This is a genomic window from Mesorhizobium sophorae, from assembly GCF_002270415.1.
Taxonomy (GTDB): domain Bacteria; phylum Pseudomonadota; class Alphaproteobacteria; order Rhizobiales; family Rhizobiaceae; genus Mesorhizobium; species Mesorhizobium sophorae.
This window is the reverse complement of sequence record NZ_NNRI01000013.1, coordinates 445,613-471,661: the sequence shown is the minus strand read 5'-3', so window position 1 is coordinate 471,661 and position 26,049 is coordinate 445,613. Positions and strand designations below refer to the sequence as shown.

The following is a 26,049-nucleotide window of genomic DNA, read 5'->3' as shown; positions in this document are numbered from 1 at the left end:
GCGCGCAGCAGCCAAGCCGTTCGCCGGGTCATGTGTCTTAACCGGCTCGCACTCAGGGCGTTGACGACCTTGACCGGTAGCACTTGCGCCCGACGCGCGCCGGAGATCGTCGATCTGCTTTTGGACGCGCCCATGTGTCGCCCTCAATGAACCGCGCGCCGGGATTTTCATTCCGCTCGGCCCTCAGAAACCGCCGCGCAGAACGCGCCGCATCGAATGGATGTGAGCGGCAAGCGACTGACTGCTTTCGATGATCCTGGGCATCTCGATGCCCGAGATTGTGGCGGCGACGTGCAGGCCGAGAGCAAGCCGAAACAGCTCATCGAGTTCATCGAGCTTGGCATTCACGGCATCGGAAAATTCGTTGATCACAGGCCCAAGATCCTGCCTGGCCTTCTCGCCGAACTGCTGGCGCCTGCGGTCACGCTCGACGAAGGCGTCCTGTAGCGGCTTCTCTATCGCCTTCAGTTCAGCTTCGACTTCGGCAATTCGATCTTTAGTGGTCGACACCGAATTCTGGCGGAGGTCGTCATAAAGCGGGGTAAGCCGTTCCTTGGCGCTCCGCTGGTCGGCGCGAAGCTTGGTGACGATCTGCTCGGCCAGCTTCAGCAAGTTCGCCGACTGAGGCAGCACCATGCGGTCGCGTAGGCGCTCGGCGTCCGTGAGTTCGGGGGTAATCTCTTTCCGGGTCATTCCCAGCATCGGTCCTTGCTCCGTCGTGTTGGTCCCAGGCGTAGCAGGTCGGATCAGCGTTGCGGGTCACGGCGTGACAGATTTTTGACGTGGACGATATGAGCCTCCGCCAGGTCGCCGATCACGCGGCCGAGCACGTCCGGGTCTGTGCAATCGACACCGGCCCCGAACATGCCTTGCTCATCCATCCACTCGACATGGTGACGCGGGAAATCGACGTTGGCAGGCAACAGCTTCTTTGCCGCACGCCGTCGACATCGCCGCTGGCGCAGCCGAGCAAGTTCGCGCTCGCGCTCCCGGCTCATGGCATCGCCCCGACAAGCAGTGCGATGCCGCCCTCGAACACGCCGAGGAAAATGTTGAACGAGGACTGCGGCGTCCGCATTTGGCGTGGGTTTTGATTTTCCTTTGATTTGGCTGAAATCAAACAGGTAGAAAAAATCTCTCCGTGACCCCGGAGCGGTGTCGGGGTAGCCGATTTCTGTAGAGATCGAAGTGCCCCCCGCAGCCCCATGGCCACGGGTCGCCGAATAGCACTGCATGGTCGGGATTTTGCCCCACCTGAAATTGCCCTGCTTAATCTGCCCCGCCACACCCCCACACCCCTATAAGGGTGGTGGTGAGGCAGTGCTTTTGCCACGGTTGCCACACCTTGCCCCACTACTAGGTGAGGCAGTGAGGCAGATGACGGATGATCCCTCTTCATGCCGGGTCACCGCAGGCATAGTAGCGCCGCTCATTGCGCTTGCTGTCCAGACGGGTTTCGATCGTGATGGCGCCTGTATCCTGCCATGTGAGCAGGATGCGCTTGATCTTCGCCCGGGCGGCCCTTTGCTGGCTTGTCCGCTCATTTGCCTTCCTGCCTGCACCAACGTCGAGGTCCAGCACGGTGGCCACGGCATTGCCGCCCCATTCCGGCGATTGCTCGCTTTCCCTGAAGTCGCCGCCGGCAAAGAGGGCTTGAGCGCGGCGGAGATGGTCAGGTGTCACGTCATCGAACGGGTTTGGAGGCGTCCACCTATCGACGGCGGCCACGTTGTCGCCATTGGCCAACGGCACGGAAACCAGTTGATACCAGTCGCGTTTGTCTGCCGGCGGCGCCATGTTCTGCTTGTCGGCGAGCATGAAGAAATATCGGCGCGCCTCGTCTATCCCTAGCCGGGCGGCTTCATCTTCGGACATGCGGTTGATGACGCGGACAGCGCGGCAACCGTCTACAAAGGCACTGCCGCCGCGTGCGCTTTCTGCCGAGATGGTGTCACCATTGAGCTTGCGGGCATGGTGCACAAGCTCGACTGAGCAATTGCCGCGCCCGGCTACTCGTCCCCAGGCCTTCACGGCGGCATCGATCGCCGCATTGTCATTCTCGGGAAGCCCATGGCTGCTGACGAATGGGTCAACAATCAACACGTCGATGCCGTTGGCGATGATCTCGGCCACCAGGGCATCAATGACAGGTTCCAGAACAGTGATCGCATCCTTGACCTTCCTGGCGATCACCAGCGGCGTGTCGCGACCCGAGTTGACGAACAGCCGGCCGGCGAGGTCTTGCGGATTGATCTCGTGATGCACGACAGACGCGGCAAAGCGTCGTTCAACCTCTTCCGTCGGATCTTCGAGGTTCCATATCCAGGCATTGAGCGATGTGAGTTCGGGTTTGATCCCGAGCAGATCGCGGCCTGTGACCATCGACAGCGCTTCGGTCTGCACCACGGACGTCTTGCCCATGCCGCCAGGCGCCACGGTGCCGGTGACATAGCCTCGGATGTAGTGACCACCGAACAGCCAGCAGCGCGGAGGAATGTCGACCGGCTCGCGCCATACGAAGGGATTTGCCTTCACCAGAAAGCCACCCTTACGCGGTTTGCCGTCATAGTCGACGAAGCGCCACGGGTCGTTATCATATTTCTCAATCGGGATGGGTGCGCCCTTCATGCTGCTGCCCTCCCGTTAGTCTGCAGCACGTACAATTCGGGCAGTTGCGGCGGGTGCATGTGTCGCCGGTACAGGAACAGCACCTTTTCATCGACAGAGACGCGCGGCGCGCCCGCAAGGCGGTCGAAGGCCCGTGTCCAGTCGAGCACCACGCATCCGTCACGCTTTGCGCGGAGCCAATCGAGGGGATCCGAAAAGATATTGAGATGGCCGTCGAATGAGTACGTCGAAGCGTTCCAAATCGCGTCCTGGCCAAGTGCGAAGGCGCGACCGTCCAGCGTGGCGAGCCGGTTTGAACGCGGATGCCAAAACACCACGTCGTCAAGTTCCTCGAACACAAACCAAAACATCCCGTTTTCTTCAGGCTCGAATCTACCGTCTGGCGCGCGCTCACCTTGGGCGAGAAGCATGGCCTCCGGATTGACCATGGCCATGGTGGTGACGCCGTTCTTGATCAGCCAGTCGATATGGCATTGGTGCGGAGTGTCGATGGTGCTGATCATGCGGCACCGCCGATCTGGCCAAAGGCGTGTTCTGCGATGGTGCGCGCCAACGGCCAAGAGACGTTGAACCGCCGATGGATGCGGCGCGCTTGCAGGAGGTGCGGAAAGTGGATATCTTCCGAAGTATCGATTTTGCCGGGAAGCATGTCGAGGTTTTGGGAGCCGGTGCGCGTCGCCAACGCCGCCGGCTTTCGCTTAAGAGGCGCTCGCATTGGCGCCTCCCGACTTCGAAGCCCGGATGACAGCGATTGCCTCCAGGGGCTTCAGGCCGAAGCGCTCGACCAGCAACGGCACGATCGGCTTGTGAAAACGGACATCGGCATGGCGCTGGCGCCAATCGCTGACACAGTCCACCATTTCCCGGCTGGGAATGAATTTCTCGGCAGCGGTCATCATGGCAGCCACCCGAGCATGATTGCGGCCACGAAGAGGACGGCAGCACCTGCGACGGCGTAGGAGAGCGCGCGCATCATGCGGCCTCCACATGGTTTGCGCGATCAGCCGCCGCCTTGACCTGGCCGTACTTAACCCGGGAAATGCCGGGCGACGGGTGGTGTGGTTTCGGAAAGATCCCCGCCTTCACACCTCGATAGTAAGTCGCCTTGTGGATCGGCGAGTGGCGGCCGCCGATAACCTGGCATGCCACCTCAAGGGTGATGTTGTCGTCGTCGTTGTACTCCATTTGCAGCTCCTAGCGCGGTGTTGCGACTTCACGCGAGGAGTTGGACCGCATTGACGCGATCGCGGAACGGACGACTTATCGGATTTTTCTAGGCAGGATCGTCGACTTCGGGTTCTGGCCAATATGCAAAGACGTCGACGTCTCCGCCATGCCCCTCTTCCTCTTGCTTACCCCATCCCCACCAGCGGATCGGCTCGCCGTTCGGACCAGTGTTGGAGCTGAGCGCTTTCTCGAATGCCTCACCGCCGTCATTCGGATAGACGCCCAGAGCACCATGCACGAACAAGGCACTTATGTCGTAGTGAGTATCGCCGTAAGCCGGCATCTTGTTCATGATACTGACTGGCACCATTTGGCGCCCGGCGGTGAAACGTCGGAGGTAGAAGGTTAGCTCGAAAAGCAGTCCGGTCCGGCGCGCGTCGGGCGACCGGCTTACGTCCACCAGTTTCGGAAAGAGAAGGGGGCTTTGCACCCACCGGTGCTTCTCGCGGGCCGCACCCTTGACCGATATTCGACTGGCTGCATCGGTTTCCGCATCGAACCGGCCCTCCATTTCCTTAAGAAGCGCTCGAACGAATGCGCCGCCTAGTCCGCTCTCGCCGCCTCGCGCCGTGTTGGCGTATGAGAAGCCGGCGTCTCGTAGTATGTCTGGCGATATGCCTGTCGCGTGGACCGCTCGCCACACTATCCGGTCAAACTCCTCATCATACTGATTGGAAAGGGCTGCGAGCTTCCGAACCGTGGATAGGATGGATTTGACACCGCTTTCAACGAAGATCCGGTCCCGCTCACGGCGTCGATGATATGGGTCGCTCTGCTCGTCCCAATCCCTCGCACGCTGGCAAGCCTTCAACATGAGTTCCCCCAACTGTTTCAAGTCATCGGGGCGTTTAGGCCGCAACTGCTCTAGCGACCGAATGGCCTCCACATAGTTGGCGCCCGTTATCATTTGGTCGCCCTCATCGGCACGACATCGGCGCCGCCCTTGATGATACCGGCCAGTCGTTCGGCCCATAGCTCCAGGGCTTCGCGCTTTTCCTTCGCATAGTCATATCGGGCATAGACGCGACTGGTGATGCTGGCCTTCGTCGCCGACACATGGTTCAGCACATGACCGATGATAAAAGGCGAAATGCCGATCTCCTCCATGTGGGTAGCCGCTGATCGGCGAAGGTCGTGCGGTGTCCAGGGCGCAACGCCCATGATGGTCGACACGCCACGCTTGATCACTTCCTCACGCTTCACAGCCTTCGGGATCGACGCACCGGTGACAGCAGCACGGCTTCCGGGTCCGGGAAAAATGAACGGTGTCGGCGTCCGGTCTTTCCGCTCGTCCAGTGCGTCGACGGCTGCAATCTGTTCTCGGAGGATGGCGACAGCCATGTCGGACAGCGGCACGACATGCTCACGCTTGTTTTTGGCTCGGGCAGGCGGAATGGTCCAAGCCCGGCGGTCCAAGTCGAGTTCGTCGCGGACCATGCCGGCGACCTCGCCCACACGCTGCGCAGTGACAAGACAAAGGCGAAGAATGCGCCGCGTTGATTCCCGCATGTCGGCCTCGGGCAGCGCTGCCCACATGGTCTTGATGTCGTCGGCAGACAGAACACGGTCGCGCTCGGCCGTCTCAGTCGGTCGCCTCATGCCCTCCACAAGGTTCTCGTCGAGGTCGCCGCGTCCGCGCGCCCATCTCACCATGGCCCTCAGATCTTCGAAGACTCTATTCGCTTCGACATGAGCGCCGCGATCTTTGACGGTATCAATGCACTTTGTGAGGTCTCGGCGATGCAGCTCGGCCAGCTTGACGTCGCCGATCAAGTCGCTGACGTTCTTGCGGAGGCGCCGAGCGATCTCATCTGCGGAACGCTTCCCCGAGGCTCGACGGGCGACGTAGTTGTCGACCATATTGGCAACCGTCTGCGAGGCTGCCAGAGCCTTTTTCTCGGCAATCGGGTCAACGCCATCGCCAACCTTGGCGCGTGTATCCTTGGCTCGCTGCCTGGCACCCTTATCGGTTCCGAGCGGCACCTCGGGATAGGTGCCTAGCTTGAGCCACTGCCGCTTTGCTGGGGGCCCATAGACGGCATACCAAGAGCGTTGGCCGCCGCTCGATACGCGAAGGACGAGGCCCTTTACGATCGTGTCGAAATAATCAGTCTTGCGGCCTGAAACCGACTTGGCCGATTGGCAAAACTTGTCGGTAAGTTCGACGGTCGGCATAGCGTCCCCCGAGAAACCGGTTCGTGTGATCTACATCATGATCTACACAAAACCCTGCGCTTTGTCGATACACAATGCGACGCGTCGCAACGTCCTGCGCCACGCAATGCCTTGCATAGCAACGGGATTGCTTGTATCAGTGTGTCGCAAGCCGACGCGTGCAGATGCTAAGGAAAACCTCTGTTAACCGGTTGGTCGCTGGTTCGAATCCGGCCCGGGGAGCCAAATCTTTTCAAGCGCTTAGCGAAAATTTGAGATCCGGCAGATTTGACTGTTCTGGCCGCAGGGCAACATCTGGGGCAACGGCCAGGTCAATGGCAGCGAACAACCCTCCGAGGAAACATCACTACCTGCCGGTGTTCTATCTCCGTCGCTGGGCTGGTTCCGACGCGAGAATCTGTGAGTTTAGCAGGCCGTTTGACCGCGTAGTCCCAAGACGGACCCATCCGGCTGGAACAGGCTACGAGGTAGACCTTTACTCCCTAAAGGGATTCGATCCGGAGCTAGCACAACAGGTTGAACAGAGGTTCTTCCACATAGCGGATTCGCTTGCTGCCGATGCTCTGGAGCGCCTTGAGACCACTGGCCCGGCAGGATACTGGTCGTCTCCCATGCGGTCGGCATGGTCTCGCTTCATGATCTCCCTGGTGCTCAGAATGCCCGCTGACATTGCAGCGCTTCGCGCCAGATGGAAGGACCTCTTCCCTGCAACAGACCCCGAGTCGGAAGCCGAGTATGCAAAACTGGCAAAGGATGGCGACCCGCCAACCTTCAGCGAATACATCGCTCAGATGCCGGTCGAGACGGTGGAGAAGCATCTGTTTGAGGTCTTTGTGCCGTTGGTCGACAACAAGAACATCGGCAACGTGATCAACGATATGGTTTGGTCAGTCGTTCATACAGAAACGGCTGGCTTCGATCTATTGACTTCCGACCGGCCAATTATTCGCACACCGCTGCGGGATGATCTGGCGCATGTGATTCTGCCGATCGGCCCACGGCTCCTGTTTGTAGCCGTGAACAACGCAGACACCCTTAAGCAGGTCCAACAAATTCCCATTCAAAAGTTGGTCCGGATCACGAACCAGAAGGTCGTCGAACAGGCCACCAAGTTGGTAATCGGGCGCGATGACAAGCAGCTCCGGTTCGCTACCAACCACTTCGGCGCCGAGCCGGTGGAGTCGTTGATCAAAGTGGCAAGTTGAAATCCCGGAAGGCCTAGCGATGAGAGAGACACGCCCTTTCTACGGTGTGTTCACGGTTACCCAGCAGGAGGCTGCTGCCCAACAGATAGAGGCGGCAATCTCCGCTTTCCATGCCGGCCAATTTGCAGTGACCATCACACTAGCCGGTGCAGCCGAGGGAATGGCACCCGAAAAGCAGGGAGGGGTCTGGGCAACTCTGCGCGATAGCCCGAGCCGTCCAATGCAGGAAAGCAGGGCGTGGATCGGCCGTCTCAATGAGACAAGGGACTGGCTGAAACATAATCGGACGCCTGAAACGAGGGCTTTGGTTTCATTCGAGGCAGGACTGTTCATTCTGCGGGCCATGGATAAGTGGCACCCGTGGACTCCGGCAATGAATGAATTCAAGGATCTGTGGTTTTCGGCGCCCAAGCTGCTCAGGCCTGAGGACTACTCGCCCGAAATGTAAAAGCCCGCCACCGTGAGGCAGCGGGCTTCAAACTCCCAAAGTTTACAGTTTGATCAGCCGGGATGCACAAGCACTTCCTGCGACTCAACCTTCCTTGCCCTCGGAGGTGCCCCTCCCACCGAACCGGCCGCGTACTCGCTGAAATCGTCAAGCGCGCCCTTGCGGGAACGAAGCTTGCGCGCGATGCTGCGGACCATGATCGGGAGTTCCGTTGTGTTGGCCACGAAAAGTCCGTCGATCGCCTTTCTTGCCGGGATGGCAGTTTGTTGTGCCACGAGCGTCGCCGAGGCTCGGCCCGACACGCGCACGATGAGCTGCGAGCAGCTTCAGCAGTTGATCCAGAGCCGGCACGCCGTGGTGCTGACCACCGGCCCCAACACATATAACCGCTATGTGCGCCAGTTCGGCAATGAGTGCGACTGGCCCGACGTGCCGATGTCCGCCGCCGTTCCAACCCGCGACGGCCAATGCCGCGTCTATCACTGTGAGGAACCGAGCTACAATCTACTGGTGCGATAACGCCATGAAGGTGGGGATTCACAGAATCGCGGTTTCGATCTATATTGCCGGCATGGACGCGATCTTCGATGAACTGTCGAACGCCCTCACAGCGCCCCGTGGGGACGCTTGGAGCGCTGTCCGCACCTTCGCGCTAGACTTGGCCTACAAGCTTGCTGGTGGCCTCGCTATCGGCCTTGGCATTGCCATCGGGCACGCTCTGGCCGGTTAAGCCCTCCCGCGCCTGCCAGGCTTGCCAGACGGCTTCCGCCGCGGCTCTGTAGCCCTGTGGCATCGGCTGCCAATCGGCCGGCGGTAATCGCATGCACCATTTCGGCTCTCGAAAGCCCCAATGCTCGAGCTCGACCATCTCGGATCCGTCGAACCAGACAGACACGTTGAGCTTGGGAAAATGCAGCGCCTTGGCCTGCCACCATGTGCGCTCGATGTCGTGTTCGCCTGCGCCCTCGGCCCATCTCGTCCAGCCCTTGCCCGGCCGCTCTGTCAGTTCGCGGTCGCGCATACTTCCTCTATGGCTAATAGAATCCAAATCCCGTCTCGTGCACTCTGGGGGATGCATGATTGGTACACCGCTATAGGGGGCCTTGTGCTGGCGGCAAGCATCTTGCTTGCCGCCTATTTACTCGCTGGTCTGGCGGGGTTTCTGCCCTAGTCTCGCCTTGGCAGTCGGCTTCGTTATCTGGGACAGGGTGGCGAACGAAGGCCGATATACGGCCGATGTGGAATGCAGCTTCTGGTAGGCAGCGGCCGACCTGCCAACGGGTGATACGGCTATCGGCCTCAGCGTCGGCATCCGATCGCCGGTTAATCGGACCTATCCGCATATATTGGGGTAGTGGGTCATGTGTGGAATTCAGCCGAAACCGAAGCTAAGCATCGCGAGCAACAACAACAACATCGCGATGACGCCGACGCCACACGCGAGACCTAGCCAGAAATGCAGTTCGCCCCTCATGCCGCTACACTAGCGCCGGCAATGGTGAGCCCGAGAAGCACGTAACTGTTACGTTACGTGGATATTGCGGCACGCTTTTTGTAAGACTGCGCACAGGGTCTCTTGGAACTAGAGAGGCCAAGCCAGCGCCAGCACGACGCCAGCGGGACAGAGCCAGGCGGTCATGCTTGTCAGCGCTGGCCGGCCCGGGGAGCCAAATCTTTTCAAGTACTTGCCGAGTATGATTAGACAACGCGAAAATACCGCTTTCGCGCTCAGGGCTACATTCGGGGCTACAATCGGAAGGGGTCAGTGATCGATTGGGAAGCCATCAGGAAATTTCGCTATAGCGATTCCCCTGCTCCGGCGACCTGGCCAGTCGGGGTTCGACCGATCAGCATCGATGGCGTTAGCCTGTTCGGCATCCATGAAAGCACTGGCGAGTTGCACTGGGATGGCCAGCCTATCGTCACTGAGAAACGTCTATCCAACTATGAGCGCCGGCTGGCATTGGCGTTGACAGTCGCGACGGTCTCAATGGCGATCGTTGAAGTTGGACGCGCCATAGGCATCGTAACTCATTGAAAAGCCCGCTACCGTGAGGCAGCGGGCTATCAGTAGAAGTCGGACTGCTCCCGTTCGTCGTCGCCTTCGCGATCGTCCGCCGGTTCGCCAAGCATGACGACCGCATGCCAGCGCAACGAAGCCTACTCCGCTTGCTGCGCGCTGGCGGGCTGAGGCTGAGGACTTCAGCGCCCTAGCGTACCGCCTCGTTGGCCCCTCAGATGTTCCTCTCGATATGAGCCTCGATCGGATTTGGACGCCGTAGCTCAAATCTCTTAGCTGCCATAAATGTCAGCACGATAGCGGCAGCTATCGATGCAATGACGGTGGTGGTAAGGGCTAAACTTCTCACCATCTTCAAAGTCTACCGCCGCTTCGGCTTCGGCGTTATCTCTTCGATCCGCACCTTGTCGCCGATCTCCTTCGCCATGGCCAAGGCCTTTTCCTTGTCCTTGGTGGTCAGCGCCGTTCGCCAATGCGGCTTCTCGAACACGCTGACGATGTAGGTCGCTACGGGCGTATCAGGCATCGCTAAAATATAGCCTACCTGTCGGTGGCGTCTAGCACAGCGCTTGGTTTGCTTCACGCGGGCGTCATAATAGCGATGCAGATTAGTAAACGCTGAAGGGGGTTCGATCGATCCCTCCCCCCTTCGGGGTTCCCAATCGATCCTCCCAAGGCCCGGCTTCAAACCGGGCTTTCTTTTTAGCTCTCTAGCTGCCGTTAATACGCTCGGCAATGGCGAACGCCTGCAGGTTCTTTGCCTTGCCGTGGTCCTCGTCGGCATGGGCAATGATCGAGAAGAATGCCGCCCTGGCGATATCCTTCTTCGAGGCTTTTGGGTGCTCTTTCCGAGCCGCTTTGACCAATTGCTTCGGTGTCATTTCTGGCGTGACGATCCGCATGAGGGTGTCGCCTATCGCCTGCATCTCTTCCGTGTCCATGATCGGAACTCCCAACTAACCCACCAGGCGGGAACATAGCAGGGCGGTTGGGACGCTGCCACCAAACTTGCAGGCAAAAGAGCCCGCCACCTTTCGGCAGCGGGCCAGAGTCTTATGGAGTGCTGGGGATCAAGCCAGCATAGGGTAAACGAGCGCGTAAGCCCGGAGGTTCCGCGATCAAACCATAGGCGTCTAAGGGTGGCGGCGCCCGGCCGCGTCTTGTTAGGGAAATGGCCGGTGCCGTTGGGCTCCTTTGGGGTGGCGGACCACACCGGCCACTGCGGGTTTTTGGTTTGGACGTCCCCCGCGCTGCCTAAACTATGGGCACAATAGCAACTGAGCAATTAAGCCTATTGGCTGGACTAAGACTGAAGTCCCAGCCCAGCCGTCTAGCGTCGATCGAACGTAGATTTCCAGTCGCGGTTGCGCTTCGCATTGATCCCTTCGTAATCAGGAACCACAGTGAAAAACACCGGCCGGCGGTCGCGGCCCGCAGCCTTGCAATCCGAGCAGCCGAAGCGGCCAACTAGATCCCAATGCATCGAACCGTGGTCGGCGCCGAGCCTGTCGATCAGGGCCTGGATGTCGAGCTTTGTCGACTTGCAGCATGCCGGATGTCCTCAATTGACGTGCAGCGAATCGTTGGCAGCCAGGGTGTCGGCGAGGGTCTTGGGCATGGCGATCTCCATTGAAGGGGTTCGCCGCAACGAAGGATTATATTCCTGATCTCGATGGCGCCGGCACGCGCCGAAATACGCAACGATGCTCAATCGTGTGATTCTTCGGGACGGTTGACCCCGGCGCCGACCAAGGTCAACCTCTGGCAATTCGGGCATGGCAAAAGGACGGAAAATGAGGCGCAGACATGAATCGATGCTCGTTATGAGAACCGCGATTGCTACTGCTCTCCTGCCTGGCCATTTCGGGCTGCCGTATGGCCAAAGCCGCGAGGGAAACCGGGCAGACGTTCGACAAGTATGGGTGCCTTGCTCGTGACTTCAAAGGCCAACCGCCCTGCAAACCTGAAAATGCAGCAGCACCCTGACGAGGGAGGCATTATAACGCGCCGCTTAGAGTCCTCGCCAGCGGGCGTTCTCTCCGGCCGCTCTCCTACGCCGCCGATGCGCCTCGCGCGTCCTGGCGCTACCGGCAGCGCGATATGATCGGCATGGCCGCTTGCCTGCTGATGGCCGCCCGGGGGGCCACATCCGTTTTCCGGGTAGGTCGAGTGAACCAGGCCTTCAATCTAAAATGAGCGACTGCTAACATGGCTACAACTTAGGCCGTGCACGATCCAAATTCAGCAAGTCAGGACCATCGACGGTCGTCAATCCCGCGGCGGGAACGAAGTGCCTCAGTCACGAACCAAGCACGACGAGCCAATCTGGGTACCACGTCTGCTCGACGTCGGGCTAAGACGCAAGCCAGATGATCTGGCACTTGTTAGCCCCGAGGGCAGCTTGAGCTGGCAAGAACTCGAGCGCGCCAGCAAACGCTATTCCGCTGGCTTGCTGGCCTATGGGCTGAAGCCGGGCGATAGAATTGCGTCGCTCATGCCCAATAGCGCTGCGCTGATGATTCACTACCTGGGCTGCTTCAAATCGGGGATCGTGGCAGTACCCTTGAACTACCGATACACGCCTCCCGAGATCGATCATGGACTCAAGACGAGCGGCGCTCGGGCGCTATTGGCCCATGTTGACCGTCAGGAAGACATCGCTTCCAGTGTCGCGCGTAACTTGCCACTTGGGGTCATCAACTACGGCTCCGAGCACGATCGCCATTCAAACTTCGCGACGCTCTTGGAGAGCCCGATCGCGGCCGAAAATTTGCCTATGCCTGCGCCTACTGATCCTGCGGTTATCTTTTTCACTTCGGGCAGTACCGGCCCGGCAAAGGGCGTAGCCCATAGTTTCGAAAGTCTGGGCAGTATGATTGCCAGCTTCGCACAGGGCTGCCAAACTGCGGCAGACGACATCGTTCTACTGAGCGGATCCATGTCGCACATCGGAGCGCTCCTGGACGCTCTCATGGGACTCGCAGCCGGCGCTCGTGTCGTCGTCCCGCCGAGCTTCGATGGACCCGGGCTCCTGTTGATGCTGCGCGAGCATCGCCCAACCATACTCATCGCTTTGCCCTCGGTCCTCTTCGGGTTGGTTCGGGCGAAGAATGCCAGGCGCGAAGACTTTTCGTCATTCAGACTGCTCTGTGCCGGCGGCGATAAAGTGCCGCTCGAGCTGGCGCTCGAAGTTACTGCGCTCAGCGGCTTGTCCGTCAACGAGCTGTACGGCATGTCTGAAATTGGAGTTGCCACGATCAACCCTCCTGACGGGCTCAACAAAGCGGGTTCGATCGGGCGTCAGATAGTCGGCTACCAGATATCCATCCGCGACGATAACGGCAATGAACTGCCTCCCGGCGCTCAGGGGCGCCTTTGGATCAATTCGCCTTGCAACATGGTCGGCTATTGGGGTGATGCAGATGCAACGCGTGCCACCATCAGGGATGGCTGGCTGGACACCGGCGATGTGATGAAGATAGACGAGGACGGATACCTTTGGTTCTGCGGGCGGCGAAAACAGATCATCGTACACGATGGCTCGAACATCAGCCCGCAGGACGTGGAGGAAGCCCTTATGCGGCATCCCGCTGTGGCAATCGCCGGAGTTGTCGGGGTCCCTGACACCGTCCATGGCGAAAATGTCCACGCGTTCGTAACTTTCAAGCCAGGCGCCGTGCAGCCAGCCCCGCAGGAGCTTATCCATTTCGCTCGCGCCAGCGTTGGCTATAAGGCACCGGAGAGCGTTTTTTTGCTGGATGAGATGCCCCTCAGCGCCACGGATAAGGTTGATCGGGTGGTGTTGAAGAAGTTGGCGGAGCGCCTTCTGAAATCGGAAGCATCAACAGGGTAGGCATCAGAGGGGAGCTCGCTACTCCCTTCGGGGAGCCTGCTTGCGTTTGGGCTCGACTGGCGCGATGTTGGCCTTGGGGAAAGTGGAGGGGCAAAATGATCTCAAAATCTCGCGAGTACACAACGCCAGAAATATTAATTGCTAACACAGCTCTTATCCGATCGCTTTTTCTTATCTTAACGCACCGTGGTGTCTTGAACGATCAACTACTCGATGCGGTGTTCGCGATGACAAAGGAAGATATGAATCTCGGCGTGGGCGTGGATTCGCAGTTCACCAAGGGAGCTTGCGCCTTCGTGGACATGATGCGGGACAACATGAAGCCGAGCGCGCCCAGCCTGAAGACCAAGATGTAGGCGTGGTTCCGATCTACATCGCCGCGATCACCGCCTCGATGCTCGCTGGCGCCGCCCTGGTGAAAATCCGCTCAGCGCTTCTGTAGCCACTCCGAAAGCCCCACCACAGGTCGCTCCCGTGGCGGGCTTTTCAATCCGGGACTAATTCGGGCGGAGCTCACTCGCTAGTATCCACGGGGATAATAACCCCAAGCACTCCTGCGGCAGCATCGAACGCGCCAACGACCATGTCGCCAATAGCTACGGCAGACCCTTCTCCAACCTCTGCGGGGGTAGCGGCGGTAGTAGCGGTAGTGGACCCGATCCACTTCTGCCGGGGTACCGTCGTTGTCGAAGGTCTCGGCCTCTGGCGCCTCGAGTTCATCGAGAATGCCGCTTCTGGCGCCTGGAACGCCGGCCACTGCGTCGATAGGCCGAACTGCGCTTGCAAATGCCGCTGCCCCTGCAATGCCAAACATTGCTGTCAAGAAGGATCGCCGATCCATACAAATCTCCCGCTCTCGCCTACAGGAAGAGCAGGCATTTCCATGCAACGCATCTAGTCAGGCGTAGTTCCTGATCACGAATCGCGGATCTTCGCGCTTCATAATCTTATCGTTTGCACGGCTAATTTTGTCGCGGTCAGCGCCCTTCGGCGTGATCTCCTCGATCCGTGCATTGTCGCCGATCTCCTTCGCCATGGCCAAGGCCTTGTCCTGTCCTTGGTGTTAGCACCGTGCGCCAGTGCGGCTTCTCGAACACGCTGACCACATGGGTTGTTACCGGCTTATCAGGCATCGCTAAAATGTAGCTCACGCACGCACTGCGTACGAAAGCAAGCCGGATCGCGCCTTAGTTGTGGTTGTCCAACAAGATGGCAAGCTTTCTGGCTGCGGCGCTTTCGACAATCAGCTCCTCCAGCCACATATCGCCGACGCGCGATTTGTTGACGCCACGCCTGATTACACGGAGCGCTTCAGATATCGAAACTGCAGTGGTCTTGGCGTGATCATCAAGATACCGGCCGACTGCAATCACGGCATCTGCATCGATGTCGATGGGCAAATCTCGCATGGCACCCTCCCGCTGGGCCGCTGGTAGCCTCGCGAAGGAATGGCCGGCGCAGGGGATGCTTGGGGAAGCGAAGCCGCACCGGCCATCGCGATAGCGGGAAAGGCCCCCGCGCTGATAAATCTATATTGTTTTAGAAGTCTCGCAATTAAGACTGAAGTCCCTCGTTTACTGACCCTAAAGACCGACCGTTGCGACCATGGCTTCTCGGCCGTAGGATAGTCGCGCGTGGGGGGGTCGAAATGTCTGTTATTTGGGTAGGTGGAACAGCCATCGTCGTTTTGGCGTTCGTCGCGGTCGTGGCCGTGGATTACATGAGCAACCGACCGAAACCACACTGAAGCCCATCGGCCACTCTCAACAAGACCGCCTTGGAGATGCTGGGAAAGATGGATGCTACCCGCGTCACCAAGGAAGCAAAGGACAGGCGTTCGACCGCCATACAGCAAACCATGAATGAGATGTGGAATTCAGGGCAATTGGGCGGGCCTAACGCAACCAAGAAGTGAAGACGCCCGGCTACGCTAAGCAGCCGCGGCCGGACTTCCTACCCTCCCAGCCCCACCCGCCCGGTGCCAATTGCGCTGCCAGGTCATTCCTGCAACTATCGGCAGGTCCGTGCGACATGGGAGGGGTTGAGGGTGGCGACCGACGAAACGTCCGCGCATATTGAGAGCCTCAAAAAGAGACGTTGGCAGGCTCTTGGCATTCTTCTGGTGGGTCTTCCCTTGGCTATCTTGCTTGTAAAGTTCTGCAAGGCAGAAGGCTGGAATAGACACATCTACATGCCCATCGCAGGAGGCATCGGAATCCTGGTGGGGCAAGTCTCAACCGTGATGGTGCAGCGACTGATGGCCAAGAAATAACCCTTCCGACAAAAGAGCCCGCCACTTGGGGAACGGGCCATCGTTTCGCTCGCCGAATGATCAGGCGGCGGTATCTGCCTCTTCCTGTCGGTATAAGCGTTTAGCCTCCGCCACCACCTTTTGATGGCAAGCCGCAGCATTAACGGCCAATTGCCCTGCCATGTCGCGGGCGATCCACAGCAGATCCAGAACTTCTTGCCGCGCAGGTCAGGCCCGGTGCTGTGGCTGGGCTCCCGCTGCTGCCGGATGCCGGGCCGCTTTAATACGCAGCGCCGATCTCGGTATGCGGCGCAAAGAAACAGCGTGTGTCGCCCTTCCTGAAACGTCCCTGATCCAGGTTGAGAAATTCCGAGTGATAGATGCAGCGGTGATACTGCCGATCATGGCTATGTTGCACGCGACGAAGCGGGATGAACTCGCCAGTGGGAAGATAGATATAGCCGCCCGGCATTTCTCTGACTTGAGATTCCGGGATCGGTGCGCAGTCTGACCCTGCGCAGCAGTCGAAGCCAGTGACGGGGTCCTTTTTCCCCGTATACCATTCGTGAGCCATGGCCTCAGTCGAAACGACGGCCAAGACCGGCACGAGTATCTTGACTGACCTGCGCATATGTCCCCCGCGCGATCCAGCTTTTGGCAGGCCGCGCCATCCAGACGCAAAAGAAATGGCCGGCGGGGTGCTTGGGGTTGTAAGCGAGCCGCACCGGCCATTGCGGGATTAGGTTTTCGGGTTGTCCCCGCACTGCCTAAGGTATAGGCATATTAGCGATAGCTCAACTGAGACTGAAGTCCCAACCCCTGCGTAGGAAACCGGTCCGGTCCCAAACCATTGAATGAACGGCGCATCCTTGCCGGTGATGTCCTTGACCGTCTTCAATAGCGCTAGTGGTGCGCTGGAGCGCCTCGTAATGGTCGCTGCCAGGCGATAGGAGCGGCTGGACGATGCTCTTGTGCTGCCGTTCCGCCTCCACCGGAAAGCGCTCGATTTCAGCCTCTGCAAGCTGCTTGTGAAGTTTGGTCCTGGCCCACCACCGTAAGGCAGCGGGCTCGATCGTTTGAACCCATTCCACAGTCTCGGCATTGAGGCTATATTGCGTGGCGGAGGCGAAGGGCGATGGATACGGTAACGTCTGCCATTATGGTGCTGTTGTCGTGCAGCCCCGATTTGATGCTATGCCGAGCGCCGGCCGCAAAGCCCATGATCTTTTCGACCACATCCCAATGCGAAGAAGCGCTGGCTGAGCACATATCGAGAGTTCCGCACGCTGGTCAAAAAACGGTTGGGCGTTGCCAGGTGATCAGAGATGAGAATGATATCGCGAGATGGGGCGTCTCGCCGAATGGCGAGCTATTCTACGCCAGCGCCACAGACGTGATCGGGATAGTCGCTTCGACGGCAACCCCTGCCCCTGCAAAGAGCCGACCTGCCACAGTGCGCGTCACGCGTGGTAACGGTTCCGGGGCGGTGACAACGTCGTCGTACACCGTACTTAGCACCGGCTCAGAGTGAACCAGGGAAAAAGCCCGCCACGTAAGGCGGAGCTCTCCGACACGCAAGAAGTCACTGTGAGACATGGTCGACTAAGCGGGAACGGCGTATAATTCGCCAGCCGGCGAGCCCCAACCCCGCGCCGGTTAGGCCCGGTGGTCAAACCCCAGCCCCCCGCCCTTGGCCGCTGGGCCGCTAGTAGCCTCGCGAAGGAATGGCCGGTGCAGACGACGAGGGGTTGTAAGCGAGCACCGGCCATCGCGAGAAAAGCCCCCGCTGGTGATAAGTCTATATTACATTAGCAATCGCGCAATTGAGACTGAAGTCCTTGGCTTGCCGGCCCTAAAGACCCAAATCGTAATGAGCTAAGCGAGAGTTTCCAGTCGCGGTTGCTCAGCGCCTGCGGCAAGTGGCGGGCGTTCTTAGAGGATTAGGCTGCTATCAGGACGGCGATCCGATGCACCGTCATCAAGCGCTCAGGAAGGTGCTCGGGAATTGATGAGGAAAGCGACACCGACGGGAGCGATTACGCCAAGGCTTCCGCGATCACACCATAGGCGCCTGCATCTCGATTATATTAGCTTGTGCTTGTAGTGCCTTTTCCGCCTGGGCCGGCGTCCTCCACCCCAACATCCTGCCCAACGGTGCGCCGGCGGAAAGTGAGGAAGCATGAGCAGCTTGGGCGTATGGGTCGTACTCGCTACGGCGACCATCGCCATCGTTTACCTGTTGTCGTATGTTTCGATCAGGATGTAGGGCAGCAGCGGCCATCATCCTAAAGGTTGTATTCCGACAACTCTAGCGAGAGCGCTATGTTCACTTCTCGGCGTCGCTTCCCTCAAAGCGCCGCCGGTGAAGGCTCGGCGCCCTTTTTGGTTTGTTCAGTGTAAAAACAGGGCGCCGGGCTGGCCGCACCGGTCGGCTATTGCAACCACATTTGATATTGAAATTCGTCTCGGACGAGCTTTATAAAAATGGACGTTCCCCATTGCTTTCTAGGGAGGCTGCGATGGATAGCGTAACGTCGAACGGCAAGGTTTACCCTTGCGTTGAAGTGGTCGAAGCCTGCGGAGAATGGTTCGTCCGCGTGGTCGAAGACGACCAGGAACTAACCCGATCATTCGAACTGGAATCTTTCGCTCTCGCCTATGCAGAGGGCCAGCGGCTACGCTTAGGGCTTGCCGAAATGGCCGGTGCGAGGGTGCTTAGGTTGTGAGCGCACCGGCCATTGCGGCATAGGCTTTTTTATAGCCTGTCCCCGTCGATGGCACCTAAGGGCGCACCTCACAGACCGCCAGATCCACCCCCAGCCCAGGTGACTATCTGGGAAAGACCGGCGATGTCGCCATAGATCATCGAACCTTTGACGAGAAAGCATTTGTCACCGAGAACTTCGAAGAGGTGGTTTGACGCGGTGCAAACCGGCAGGTCCACCTTCCGGCCCTTGGCATCGGCATGGCCGATGCTGATCGCAAGGATAGCGATAGCAATGAGAGTCGTATTGCTCATATTTAGCCCCCCTAGAGCTAGCAGGCCCCTTGGGCAGCAAAACCGGGTTGCCGCCCTTTGCCTTGCCATCAAGTGGAGCAGCGGGATAAGTCGCGCCATCCCTCGATTGGATGACGCGGGCTCATCTATATTAGCTAGCGCTGATTGACGTCGCTGACCGCGAGGTTGGACATAGGCCGACGCGAGCCTCGCCATCGTCCACGCTGGCGCATGTTAGCAACAGGCTGTATTATGCCTGCTGGAACTCTTTGAGGGAGGTTCCGATGCGAATGGTGCTCGTCGTCATCGCCTTAGCTGTCGCCTTCGTCATTTGGGATAGGCTGGCGAATGACGGCCGGTACACGGCCGCCGTTGAACGCAGTTTCCGGGAGGCAACCGCCGATCTACCAAGCGGTTATGGCACCGGGATCACATTTGACGACCTCGCGAAGCGCTGAACGGTACCAGGATGCCCGCCGTAAGTTTCACTCGCCGGCCAAAGCATCGCTGCTTTTCGGTGCGTCGGGGCCTGATGCAACGAGCACCTCCACATAGCCGGCGTAGATCATGTCACTTTCACGTTGGCGATCGAAAGGTTCGCCGCGCAACGTGACCTTTCCATTCCTTAGATCGTCTTCTTGCCACACCTATGATGCTGAAATGAGGTTGTTCCTTGCTCTGGCGGTGGTTTCGGCCTTGGCTGGCTGCGCGCCCCAGGCTGATGACTCCAAAACCTATACGCTGTACCGAAGCTCCGCTGCCGCCGAAATGCGTATCCATGTGGCCACGTTCGATGCGACCGAGGCGGAGGCGTACAACAGAGAGAATTGTCAACTTGCGGCCAGTCTGTTTCGGGCGCAACCCGGTGTCGTTGTTCGATATTGGTGCGAGAAAGGGCGATACAGAGGGTAGCTCGGCCTCCCACCTCGACCTACTTCCAATGCATGTGCCGGCTATCCCAATCGCTAATTTGATCGAATGAGCCCGTTCTACTAGCGTGCCAATATTGGCGCTCGTAGCTCAATCTAGGACAGAGCGGGACCTTCCCGGGCAGATGCAGGTTCGAGCCCTGCCGAGTGCACCAAACCCGCCGCTGGTGGGGCTGCGGGCCGAGTGCCTTGCCAATGAGATCAGTGCCGCCAATGCCCTCCCCACCCGGCCTCAGAGCGTTGATCAACTGGACCTGGTCAAAGTCATTCTATTCGATCCTGCACGATGCCATGAACTCGCCCTTGCGCGCAGCTTCGGCCATTCGTTGGCTCGACCGCTACGGCGGCGGTTGAAGCAGCCGCGGCGGTTGAGAGCGGGCGGCCTTCGGCGGCTGCCCGAACAATGGTGTTCGACATCGGATCTTCGCCAATTCGATTTAGTGTCAGGCTCTAGTGCTTCCGTAAGAGCAAGAATTCTGATATCACGGTTTTATGGCAAAGCAGGAAACCGTGGTATCAAAGAAACGGCGGGGACCGGCCCCGACTGGAAAGGGCGTGCCAATCATGGTCCGCCTTCAACCGGACATGCTCGCGGGCGTCGATCAATTTGCTGCCGAGCATGATGTTTCGCGACCTGAGGCCGTCCGACTGATCATTCGTGACTGGTCGATCAGATACCAGGTACTGAAGGCAGAGTGAAACCCTGGACGACTTCCCGCGTGCCCAGCCGGGGTCGAGGTCATTGCCAAGAATGGCGGCGGCGGGGTGATGTTCAAGATGGGTGACGGGAAATAGGTTGCGGAGGCCAGGGTTAGTGGTCCGGCAGGTAATTCTTCGAAGATGGTGCGGGACGGTGCGCACGCAGATGGCCGCCGAATACGCGCGCTACGTGGCCGGGACTGGTGGCGACGAGCTTGGCGCCACCAAAGGCAATCTCGGTCACCAGATCACGCTGCGCGACCTCAGCGACGGCGTTACGGAGATATGCGCTCTGAGCTGGTGGACCGATATGGAAGCGGTAAAGGCCTATGCGGGCGAGCAACCTGAGCGGGCCCACTACTATCCCAAGGACGATCAGTACCTGATCAACAAGCCGGAATTCGTCGAGCATCACGTCGTCGTCAATGGCGACCTCCTCAGCCCGTAGCGATCTTACCAGGGTATCCCTGCCCGTCAGGCTGGTCCTCCTCTCCTCGCAGGTACCTCACGCTCCGGAGAGACTTTTTCGCACGACGGCGTTTGGCAAAATCAGCCAGATCCCGCCACGTCGATAACAGCCTTGATCAGACCGGACTTCTGCTGCGCCCAGATCGCAATATCGCGAGGGCTGTCACGCAGGGTCGTACGATGCGTGACGAGTTCGTCGATTGGTATTTTTCCAGCGCGGATCGAAGCCATGACGTGCTGAAAGTCGGCGCGCGTCGCGTTGCGACTGCCGATCAGCATCATTTCCCGCTTGTGGAACTCTGGGTCGGAGAAGGTTATGTCGTCCTGCACGACGCTGATCATCACCATGACGCCGCCATGGGCAACATAGGCGAAGGCAGACCGCATCGAACGGCTGTTTCCCGTTGCGTCGAAGACCACATCGAAACCTGTCCTGGCCGTTCGCTCCGCTATCGTCTCGACAATCGAACCCTTCGACCCGTCGATCACCAGAAAACCTTGCCTTGCGGCAAAAGCCAGCCGCTCGGCATCGACATCCATGACGGTCACGCACTGCCGCGCTATGCGGGCAAAAAGCGCGGTACCGAGGCCGATTGGCCCTGCGCCGATAACCAAGGTGCGGCTGCCAGGCCCGGCCATGGACCTGCGGACCGCGTGCGCGCCGATGGCCAGGAACTCGACCGCCGCCGCCTCGACCAAAGACAGACCGGTCGCAGGAATGAGGTTCTGCGCCGGCACGAGAATCTGCTCGCTCATGGCACCGTCACGGTGCACGCCAAGCACCTCGATCGCGAGGCAGCAGTTCGGCTTGCCCTGGCGGCAGGCGGGACAATTGCCGCAGGCAAGATAGGGGTTGACGACGACGTGTTGCCCGACCGCCATGTCCACGGGCCCGTTGATTGCCGCAATGGTTCCCGAAACCTCATGGCCCATGACGCGTGGGTAGGCGAGGTACGGATGCTTGCCCTGGAAGATGTGGTAATCGGTTCCGCAGATGCCGACGTGGGCGACGTTGACCAGCACCCAGCCTTCCGGCGGAGCGCCTGGCGCTGCCTGTTCCTCGAACGCCAGCCTGCCGGGCTCGGCGCATCGGACGATCTTGATGGTGGCGTCCATAAGTGTAATTCCACCCCCTTCGCTAACGGCGTAATTCCTGGAGCGCGGAAACAGGAAGTGGTCCGGGGGTGCAATCCACCGGACCACTGGTGAATCACTCGAAGTCCTTGACGTTCTGCAGCGTCACGAGACCGGCGCCGGTGTCCACATTGGCCTCGACGGCTTCCCCGCGGATCGCCTTGACGACCGTGTCGATGCCAAGCTCGCCCATTTTTGTCGGGAATTGCGCAACGCTGGCATCTTCCGCGCCCGATTTGATCGCTTCGATCTCACCGCAGCAGGCGTCGAAGCCGACCAATATGATCTTGTCGTTGGCGATGCCCGCATTGCTGATCGATTTGACGGCGCCCGGGATTGGCGGGCCGCAAGCCGAGTAGATCGCCTTGAGATCGGGATTGGCGGTCAGGATGTCTTCGGTCACCGACGTGCCAAGTTCGAGCGTGCAATTGGTTGCACCCTTGCCGACGACATCAATCTTGACGTCGCCGAGGCCCTCCATCATGCCGGTCACCCGGTCGTCCAGCGCCGGCACTCCGGGAACACCTTGCAGGATGCCGACCTTGTCGCCGCTCTTGAGCACGGTCTTGAGGTACTCTCCGGCGATCTTGCCGCCGTTGAGATTGTTGGTCGAGACCAGCGCTGTCTGGCCTTTCCAGTCCGGGATGCTGTTGTCGACGAGAACCACCTTGATGCCGGCGGCGACCGCCTTGTCGAGCGCCGGCGCAACGGTTGGATCGACCGGAGTGATCGCCAGGCCCTTGACGCCTTGCGTGATCATCGACTCGATCAGCGCGATCTGCCCTTCGATGTCGGTAGCCGCCTGGCCCTGGCCGGTAACCAGCTCGATCTCGGGATGGGCGGCGGCGTATTTCTTGGCTGCATCCTCCATGGTCGAGTAGAACGGCACCGGGAATTTCGTAATCAGGCCGATCTTGATCTTGTCGGCGGCCGAAGCCGGCATCGCAAACGCAGCGGCGATCGCCAGCCCGGTGAACAGTTTTCGGTTCATTGGCATTCCATTCCTCCCTTGGATTGAGGCGTCTTCCGGCGGAAGTCGCTTCAGGCATTTGCGGACCGGAACAGTCCCCAAATTTCGAGCGAGTCAGGCTCCAACGATCATGGAGACCAGCTCCTGCTTGTTGTCCTTGGTCGGCACCAGTTCGCCGACCTTGCGGCCCTGGCGAAGCACCACGGCGCGGTCGGCAAGCTCAGTGACGTGTTCCATGTTGTGGGTGATCAGGATGACGGCGTTGCCCTGGTCGCGCAGCGTCGCGACCAGGTTCAACACTTGCCGCGATTCACGCAGGCCAAGTGCGGCGGTCGGTTCGTCCAGGATCACAACCTTGCGGGCAAACACGGTCGACCGGGCCACGGCGATGGCTTGCCTTTGACCGCCCGACATCATGGCGACGACGGCGTCCAGCCTTGGCAACGTGACCTTCAGATTGGCAAGCAGAATGCGCGTTTCGGCATCCATCCTGCGCTGTTGGAGAAATCGCATGCCGCGAGGAAGCCATTGCGGCCAGGCCAACTCGCGACCGGCAAAGAAGTTCTGTCCCGGCGTCAGATTGTCGAAAAGCGCCAGATCCTGATAGACGGTCTCGATGCCGGCGAAGCGCGCGTCCGCAGGGGAGCGTATCTGCGTTGGCGCACCGTCCAGAAGGATCGCGCCGGCATCGAGTTGGTGCACCCCGCTGATGCATTTGGTCAACGTCGACTTGCCGGCGCCATTGTCGCCGAGAAGCCCGAGGATCTCGCCACGTCGGACCTCGATGCTGACATCGTCCAGCGCCACGACTGAGCCGAAACGCTTGGTAGCGCCGCGCACCGCCAGGACGGGATGAACCGCGGTGGCTGCAGGATCGACGCTGGCCGCAACGGCGCTCATGACTGCCTCCCGGCCTGCATGACCCGCACGCGCCCTTCGAGATAGTTGCGCAGCACGTCGGCCTCGACCGCGATGACGATGACCACGCCGATGACGATGAGCTGGAAGAAGACGTTGACGTTGAGCAGGTTGAGCGCGTTGCGGATGACGCCGATCATGATGGCGCCAATCAAGGCATGGCCAAGATGTCCGCGGCCGCCGAGAAAACTGGCACCGCCGATGATCACCGCCGCGATCGTATCCAGTTCCAGCAGATTGCCGAACAAGGGCGAACCGGCGTCGGTGCGGCCGGCAAGGATGACCGCACCGATGCCGGCGCATAGCCCCGAGATCACATAGACCGAAACCAGGACCCAGGACACCGGAATGCCCATGCGCACGGCAGCGTCGGGCCGGCCGCCGACGGCATAAATCCAGCGCCCCCAGACCATCGTCTTGGCCATGACGAAAAGCACCGCGGCAACGCCCGCAACCACAAAAACCGATCCAGGCAGACCCCAGACCGCCTCGCGGCCAAGCGCATCGATGGCATCCGGCATTCCAGGGATGGCGCGCCCGTCGGCCAGCTGGAGCGCCAGCCCCTTGGCGATGCTCAATGTCGCCAGCGTGATGATGAACGGATGCGGCAACCGGCCGAAGACGTAGAAGAGCCCGTTGATGGTGCCGACCGCCGCACCGCAGCCGACCATCACCGCGATCACGACGAAGGCGGGAGCGCCGGCATAAAAGCTGAGCGCGCCGACGACGGAAGCCAGTGCCAGGTTCGAGCCGACGGAGAGGTCGATCCCTCGTGTCAGAATGACCAGATGCTGGCCCATCGCCACCACCGAGATGACGGCGGTCTGGGCGAGGATGTTGCTAAGGTTGCGTCCAGTCAGGAAATAGGGGGACAGAAAACTGAGAACGACGATCAGCAACACCAGGATGACGACCGGACCGGCGCTCAGCAGGGCCAGGCCAAGCGCGAGGCCGGGAACGGCTTCTTGCTTCTTGGGTGCTGGCAATACCGCGTCGCCGACAGTGGTGCCGGTGTTTCGCGTTTCAGGCAAAGTTCCCTCCCCGCCGCGGGCCGTGCAAGCCGCGTCGTCAAAAACTCATGCTGTATTTTAGTTCCCTCTTATCGATAAAAAACAACCTGCATGACTTGGTCAAGTTGTTTTTTATGGATAAAGTTCATGGTAGAAAGGACAAGGTCTTGCTCAGAGGAAGATCCGATGCGAACCGACACTGTCTACAAGAAGGCTTTCAATCGCGTCGCCAGTATGCTGCGCGACGGACAATTGACCGGAGAGCTCCCTTCCGAAAATGAGCTTAGACGGAAAATGGGAGTCAGCCGCACGACTGTCCGAAAGGTCCTGGGAGAACTTGCCCACCGCGACCTTATCGCCGAGCGCAGCGGTGTCAGGACGGCAGGTCGTGCGGTCGAGGATAGCGATTACTATCCCGACGCCGAAACCACCTCGCGGGCCAAGCATGTGGAACAGCAGTTCATGGAGTGGATGCTGCGGGGTGACACCAGACCCGGTACCAGCATCAACGAACTCGAGCTTGCGCGTCAGTTCGGCGTCGCGACCAACGGAATTCGCGAGTTCCTGATACGCTTCAGCCGGTTTGGACTGCTCGAGAAGAGGCCGAATACGGGCTGGCTTTTCAAGGGCTTTACGGAAGATTTCGCACTTGAGTTGTTCGAGATCCGGGTGATGTTCGAGCTGCGCTCGGCGCATCTGTTTTCACGACAGCCCGACACGTCTCCCCTGTGGGAGAAGCTGGGCGTGCTCAAGAGCGCGCATACCGAACTGCTGAAGCAGATTGAAAGCCGCTTTCACGACTTCTCCAGTCTCGACAACCGGTTTCACCGGCTCATAAACGAGGCTTCGCCGAACCGCTTCATCGACGATTTCTACGATATCATCAGCTTCATTTTCCACTACCACTATCAGTGGAACAAGCATGACGAAAAACAGCGTAACCAGGCGGCGATCCTGGAGCATCTCGCCTATATCGATGCGCTCGAAAGCCGCGATTCCGAGCGGATCGAGCGGGCCTGCCGAGCCCATCTGGCTTCGGCAAGGGAAACATTGATGCGTTCGCTGATTGTATTCGATGGGATGGATACCAACGCCTAGACGATCCGATCGCACAAG

33 protein-coding genes and 1 tRNA gene are annotated in these 26,049 nt (G+C 59.5%); 13 read left to right on the top strand and 21 right to left on the bottom strand.

Annotated features, from left to right (window positions below):
- Positions 1–183 precede the first annotated feature (183 nt).
- From CGZ66_RS21560 to CGZ66_RS21520, 9 genes are all read right to left on the bottom strand, one after another.
- Complete coding sequence (locus tag CGZ66_RS21560; RefSeq protein ID WP_143748799.1) at positions 184–702, bottom strand: hypothetical protein; 519 nt, start codon at positions 700–702, stop codon at positions 184–186.
- A gap of 44 nt (positions 703–746) precedes the next feature.
- A complete protein-coding gene (locus CGZ66_RS21555) occupies positions 747–998 on the bottom strand; it encodes a hypothetical protein (RefSeq protein WP_095087627.1) in 252 nt (83 codons plus the stop codon).
- Between the two features lie 397 nt (positions 999–1,395).
- Positions 1,396–2,628, bottom strand: coding sequence for an AAA family ATPase (locus CGZ66_RS21550; RefSeq protein ID WP_095087626.1), 1,233 nt, complete (start codon positions 2,626–2,628; stop codon positions 1,396–1,398).
- The gene (locus CGZ66_RS21545) at positions 2,625–3,131 is read right to left on the bottom strand and encodes a hypothetical protein (protein ID WP_095087624.1); all 507 of its coding nucleotides are present in this window, start codon (positions 3,129–3,131) and stop codon (positions 2,625–2,627) included. Before CGZ66_RS21545 ends, CGZ66_RS21550 begins: the two co-directional genes overlap by 4 nt.
- Complete coding sequence (locus CGZ66_RS21540; protein ID WP_095087623.1) at positions 3,128–3,310, bottom strand: hypothetical protein; 183 nt, start codon at positions 3,308–3,310, stop codon at positions 3,128–3,130. Before CGZ66_RS21540 ends, CGZ66_RS21545 begins: the two co-directional genes overlap by 4 nt.
- A 16-nt stretch (positions 3,311–3,326) precedes the next feature.
- The gene (locus CGZ66_RS21535; RefSeq protein WP_095087621.1) at positions 3,327–3,527 is read right to left on the bottom strand and encodes a hypothetical protein; all 201 of its coding nucleotides are present in this window, start codon (positions 3,525–3,527) and stop codon (positions 3,327–3,329) included.
- 73 nt (positions 3,528–3,600) lie between these two features.
- Complete coding sequence (locus CGZ66_RS21530; protein WP_095087620.1) at positions 3,601–3,813, bottom strand: helix-turn-helix transcriptional regulator; 213 nt, start codon at positions 3,811–3,813, stop codon at positions 3,601–3,603.
- An 88-nt stretch (positions 3,814–3,901) separates the two neighbouring features.
- Positions 3,902–4,762 carry a hypothetical protein gene (locus tag CGZ66_RS21525; RefSeq protein WP_095087619.1) on the bottom strand — a complete coding sequence of 287 codons (861 nt, stop codon included), beginning with the start codon at positions 4,760–4,762 and terminating at the stop codon, positions 3,902–3,904.
- Complete coding sequence (locus CGZ66_RS21520) at positions 4,759–6,030, bottom strand: tyrosine-type recombinase/integrase (RefSeq protein ID WP_095087617.1); 1,272 nt, start codon at positions 6,028–6,030, stop codon at positions 4,759–4,761. Before CGZ66_RS21520 ends, CGZ66_RS21525 begins: the two co-directional genes overlap by 4 nt.
- A 314-nt stretch (positions 6,031–6,344) precedes the next feature.
- Between CGZ66_RS21520 and CGZ66_RS21515 the strand changes: the two genes are divergently transcribed.
- The 3 genes from CGZ66_RS21515 to CGZ66_RS21505 all read left to right on the top strand — a co-directional run bounded on the left by CGZ66_RS21515 (position 6,345) and on the right by CGZ66_RS21505 (position 8,202).
- Positions 6,345–7,235: a DUF4238 domain-containing protein gene (locus tag CGZ66_RS21515; RefSeq protein WP_167392198.1), complete on the top strand. Its 891-nt coding sequence runs from the start codon at positions 6,345–6,347 to the stop codon at positions 7,233–7,235.
- A 19-nt stretch (positions 7,236–7,254) separates the two neighbouring features.
- Positions 7,255–7,683 carry a hypothetical protein gene (locus CGZ66_RS21510; protein WP_095087614.1) on the top strand — a complete coding sequence of 143 codons (429 nt, stop codon included), beginning with the start codon at positions 7,255–7,257 and terminating at the stop codon, positions 7,681–7,683.
- Between the two features lie 255 nt (positions 7,684–7,938).
- Positions 7,939–8,202: a hypothetical protein gene (locus CGZ66_RS21505; protein ID WP_095088080.1), complete on the top strand. Its 264-nt coding sequence runs from the start codon at positions 7,939–7,941 to the stop codon at positions 8,200–8,202.
- Between the two features lie 133 nt (positions 8,203–8,335).
- Here the strand turns inward: CGZ66_RS21505 and CGZ66_RS21500 are convergent, their stop codons facing one another.
- Positions 8,336–8,704, bottom strand: a complete 369-nt coding sequence (locus CGZ66_RS21500; protein WP_095087613.1) for a hypothetical protein — start codon at positions 8,702–8,704, stop codon at positions 8,336–8,338.
- Positions 8,705–9,448: 744 nt separating this feature from the next.
- Between CGZ66_RS21500 and CGZ66_RS21495 the strand changes: the two genes are divergently transcribed.
- The gene (locus CGZ66_RS21495; protein WP_206073735.1) at positions 9,449–9,721 is read left to right on the top strand and encodes a hypothetical protein; all 273 of its coding nucleotides are present in this window, start codon (positions 9,449–9,451) and stop codon (positions 9,719–9,721) included.
- Between the two features lie 343 nt (positions 9,722–10,064).
- Here the strand turns inward: CGZ66_RS21495 and CGZ66_RS39955 are convergent, their stop codons facing one another.
- The 3 genes from CGZ66_RS39955 to CGZ66_RS39950 all read right to left on the bottom strand — a co-directional run bounded on the left by CGZ66_RS39955 (position 10,065) and on the right by CGZ66_RS39950 (position 11,414).
- Positions 10,065–10,229 (bottom strand): hypothetical protein, encoded by a 165-nt coding sequence (locus CGZ66_RS39955; RefSeq protein ID WP_167392197.1) that lies wholly within the window; start codon positions 10,227–10,229, stop codon positions 10,065–10,067.
- 184 nt (positions 10,230–10,413) lie between these two features.
- Positions 10,414–10,644: a hypothetical protein gene (locus CGZ66_RS21490; protein WP_095087610.1), complete on the bottom strand. Its 231-nt coding sequence runs from the start codon at positions 10,642–10,644 to the stop codon at positions 10,414–10,416.
- A gap of 620 nt (positions 10,645–11,264) precedes the next feature.
- The gene (locus tag CGZ66_RS39950) at positions 11,265–11,414 is read right to left on the bottom strand and encodes a hypothetical protein (RefSeq protein WP_167392196.1); all 150 of its coding nucleotides are present in this window, start codon (positions 11,412–11,414) and stop codon (positions 11,265–11,267) included.
- Between the two features lie 579 nt (positions 11,415–11,993).
- Here CGZ66_RS39950 and CGZ66_RS21485 point away from each other — a divergent pair.
- Positions 11,994–13,556, top strand: coding sequence for a class I adenylate-forming enzyme family protein (locus tag CGZ66_RS21485; protein ID WP_206073734.1), 1,563 nt, complete (start codon positions 11,994–11,996; stop codon positions 13,554–13,556).
- A 95-nt stretch (positions 13,557–13,651) separates the two neighbouring features.
- Positions 13,652–13,912, top strand: a complete 261-nt coding sequence (locus tag CGZ66_RS39245) for a hypothetical protein (RefSeq protein WP_143748798.1) — start codon at positions 13,652–13,654, stop codon at positions 13,910–13,912.
- A gap of 542 nt (positions 13,913–14,454) precedes the next feature.
- Here CGZ66_RS39245 and CGZ66_RS39945 read toward each other — a convergent pair.
- Entirely contained in the window at positions 14,455–14,592 is a 138-nt protein-coding gene (locus tag CGZ66_RS39945; protein ID WP_167392180.1) for a hypothetical protein, read from the bottom strand.
- A 151-nt stretch (positions 14,593–14,743) separates the two neighbouring features.
- Positions 14,744–14,965, bottom strand: a complete 222-nt coding sequence (locus CGZ66_RS21475) for a hypothetical protein (RefSeq protein WP_095087607.1) — start codon at positions 14,963–14,965, stop codon at positions 14,744–14,746.
- A 638-nt stretch (positions 14,966–15,603) separates the two neighbouring features.
- Between CGZ66_RS21475 and CGZ66_RS21470 the strand changes: the two genes are divergently transcribed.
- The gene (locus CGZ66_RS21470) at positions 15,604–15,828 is read left to right on the top strand and encodes a hypothetical protein (protein WP_143748797.1); all 225 of its coding nucleotides are present in this window, start codon (positions 15,604–15,606) and stop codon (positions 15,826–15,828) included.
- A gap of 2,498 nt (positions 15,829–18,326) precedes the next feature.
- Entirely contained in the window at positions 18,327–18,533 is a 207-nt protein-coding gene (locus CGZ66_RS21455) for a hypothetical protein (RefSeq protein WP_095087601.1), read from the top strand.
- 68 nt (positions 18,534–18,601) lie between these two features.
- On the opposite strand, the gene CGZ66_RS21450 is transcribed toward CGZ66_RS21455, so the two are convergent.
- On the bottom strand, positions 18,602–18,826 hold the full coding sequence (locus CGZ66_RS21450) for a hypothetical protein (protein WP_095087600.1): 225 nt from the start codon (positions 18,824–18,826) through the stop codon (positions 18,602–18,604).
- Between the two features lie 269 nt (positions 18,827–19,095).
- Between CGZ66_RS21450 and CGZ66_RS39940 the strand changes: the two genes are divergently transcribed.
- On the top strand, positions 19,096–19,263 hold the full coding sequence (locus CGZ66_RS39940) for a hypothetical protein (protein ID WP_167392195.1): 168 nt from the start codon (positions 19,096–19,098) through the stop codon (positions 19,261–19,263).
- Between the two features lie 27 nt (positions 19,264–19,290).
- On the opposite strand, the gene CGZ66_RS41370 is transcribed toward CGZ66_RS39940, so the two are convergent.
- A complete protein-coding gene (locus CGZ66_RS41370; RefSeq protein WP_280952819.1) occupies positions 19,291–19,413 on the bottom strand; it encodes a hypothetical protein in 123 nt (40 codons plus the stop codon).
- Between the two features lie 401 nt (positions 19,414–19,814).
- Between CGZ66_RS41370 and CGZ66_RS21440 the strand changes: the two genes are divergently transcribed.
- The 3 genes from CGZ66_RS21440 to CGZ66_RS21430 all read left to right on the top strand — a co-directional run bounded on the left by CGZ66_RS21440 (position 19,815) and on the right by CGZ66_RS21430 (position 20,881).
- Positions 19,815–19,889, top strand: a tRNA-Gly gene (locus CGZ66_RS21440).
- 337 nt (positions 19,890–20,226) lie between these two features.
- Positions 20,227–20,433 carry a ribbon-helix-helix protein, CopG family gene (locus tag CGZ66_RS41365; RefSeq protein ID WP_095087597.1) on the top strand — a complete coding sequence of 69 codons (207 nt, stop codon included), beginning with the start codon at positions 20,227–20,229 and terminating at the stop codon, positions 20,431–20,433.
- A gap of 154 nt (positions 20,434–20,587) precedes the next feature.
- On the top strand, positions 20,588–20,881 hold the full coding sequence (locus CGZ66_RS21430; RefSeq protein WP_206073733.1) for a hypothetical protein: 294 nt from the start codon (positions 20,588–20,590) through the stop codon (positions 20,879–20,881).
- A 101-nt stretch (positions 20,882–20,982) separates the two neighbouring features.
- Here CGZ66_RS21430 and CGZ66_RS21425 read toward each other — a convergent pair whose 3' ends face one another.
- The 4 genes from CGZ66_RS21425 to CGZ66_RS21410 all read right to left on the bottom strand — a co-directional run bounded on the left by CGZ66_RS21425 (position 20,983) and on the right by CGZ66_RS21410 (position 24,954).
- Positions 20,983–22,005, bottom strand: a complete 1,023-nt coding sequence (locus CGZ66_RS21425; protein WP_425352301.1) for a zinc-binding alcohol dehydrogenase family protein — start codon at positions 22,003–22,005, stop codon at positions 20,983–20,985.
- A 106-nt stretch (positions 22,006–22,111) separates the two neighbouring features.
- A complete protein-coding gene (locus CGZ66_RS21420) occupies positions 22,112–23,026 on the bottom strand; it encodes a sugar ABC transporter substrate-binding protein (RefSeq protein ID WP_245331160.1) in 915 nt (304 codons plus the stop codon).
- Positions 23,027–23,119: 93 nt separating this feature from the next.
- Positions 23,120–23,905 (bottom strand): ATP-binding cassette domain-containing protein, encoded by a 786-nt coding sequence (locus CGZ66_RS21415; protein ID WP_095087591.1) that lies wholly within the window; start codon positions 23,903–23,905, stop codon positions 23,120–23,122.
- Positions 23,902–24,954, bottom strand: coding sequence for an ABC transporter permease (locus tag CGZ66_RS21410; RefSeq protein WP_245331159.1), 1,053 nt, complete (start codon positions 24,952–24,954; stop codon positions 23,902–23,904). Before CGZ66_RS21410 ends, CGZ66_RS21415 begins: the two co-directional genes overlap by 4 nt.
- 165 nt (positions 24,955–25,119) lie before the next feature.
- Between CGZ66_RS21410 and CGZ66_RS21405 the strand changes: the two genes are divergently transcribed.
- On the top strand, positions 25,120–26,031 hold the full coding sequence (locus CGZ66_RS21405; protein ID WP_095087589.1) for a GntR family transcriptional regulator: 912 nt from the start codon (positions 25,120–25,122) through the stop codon (positions 26,029–26,031).
- Positions 26,032–26,049 lie beyond the last annotated feature (18 nt).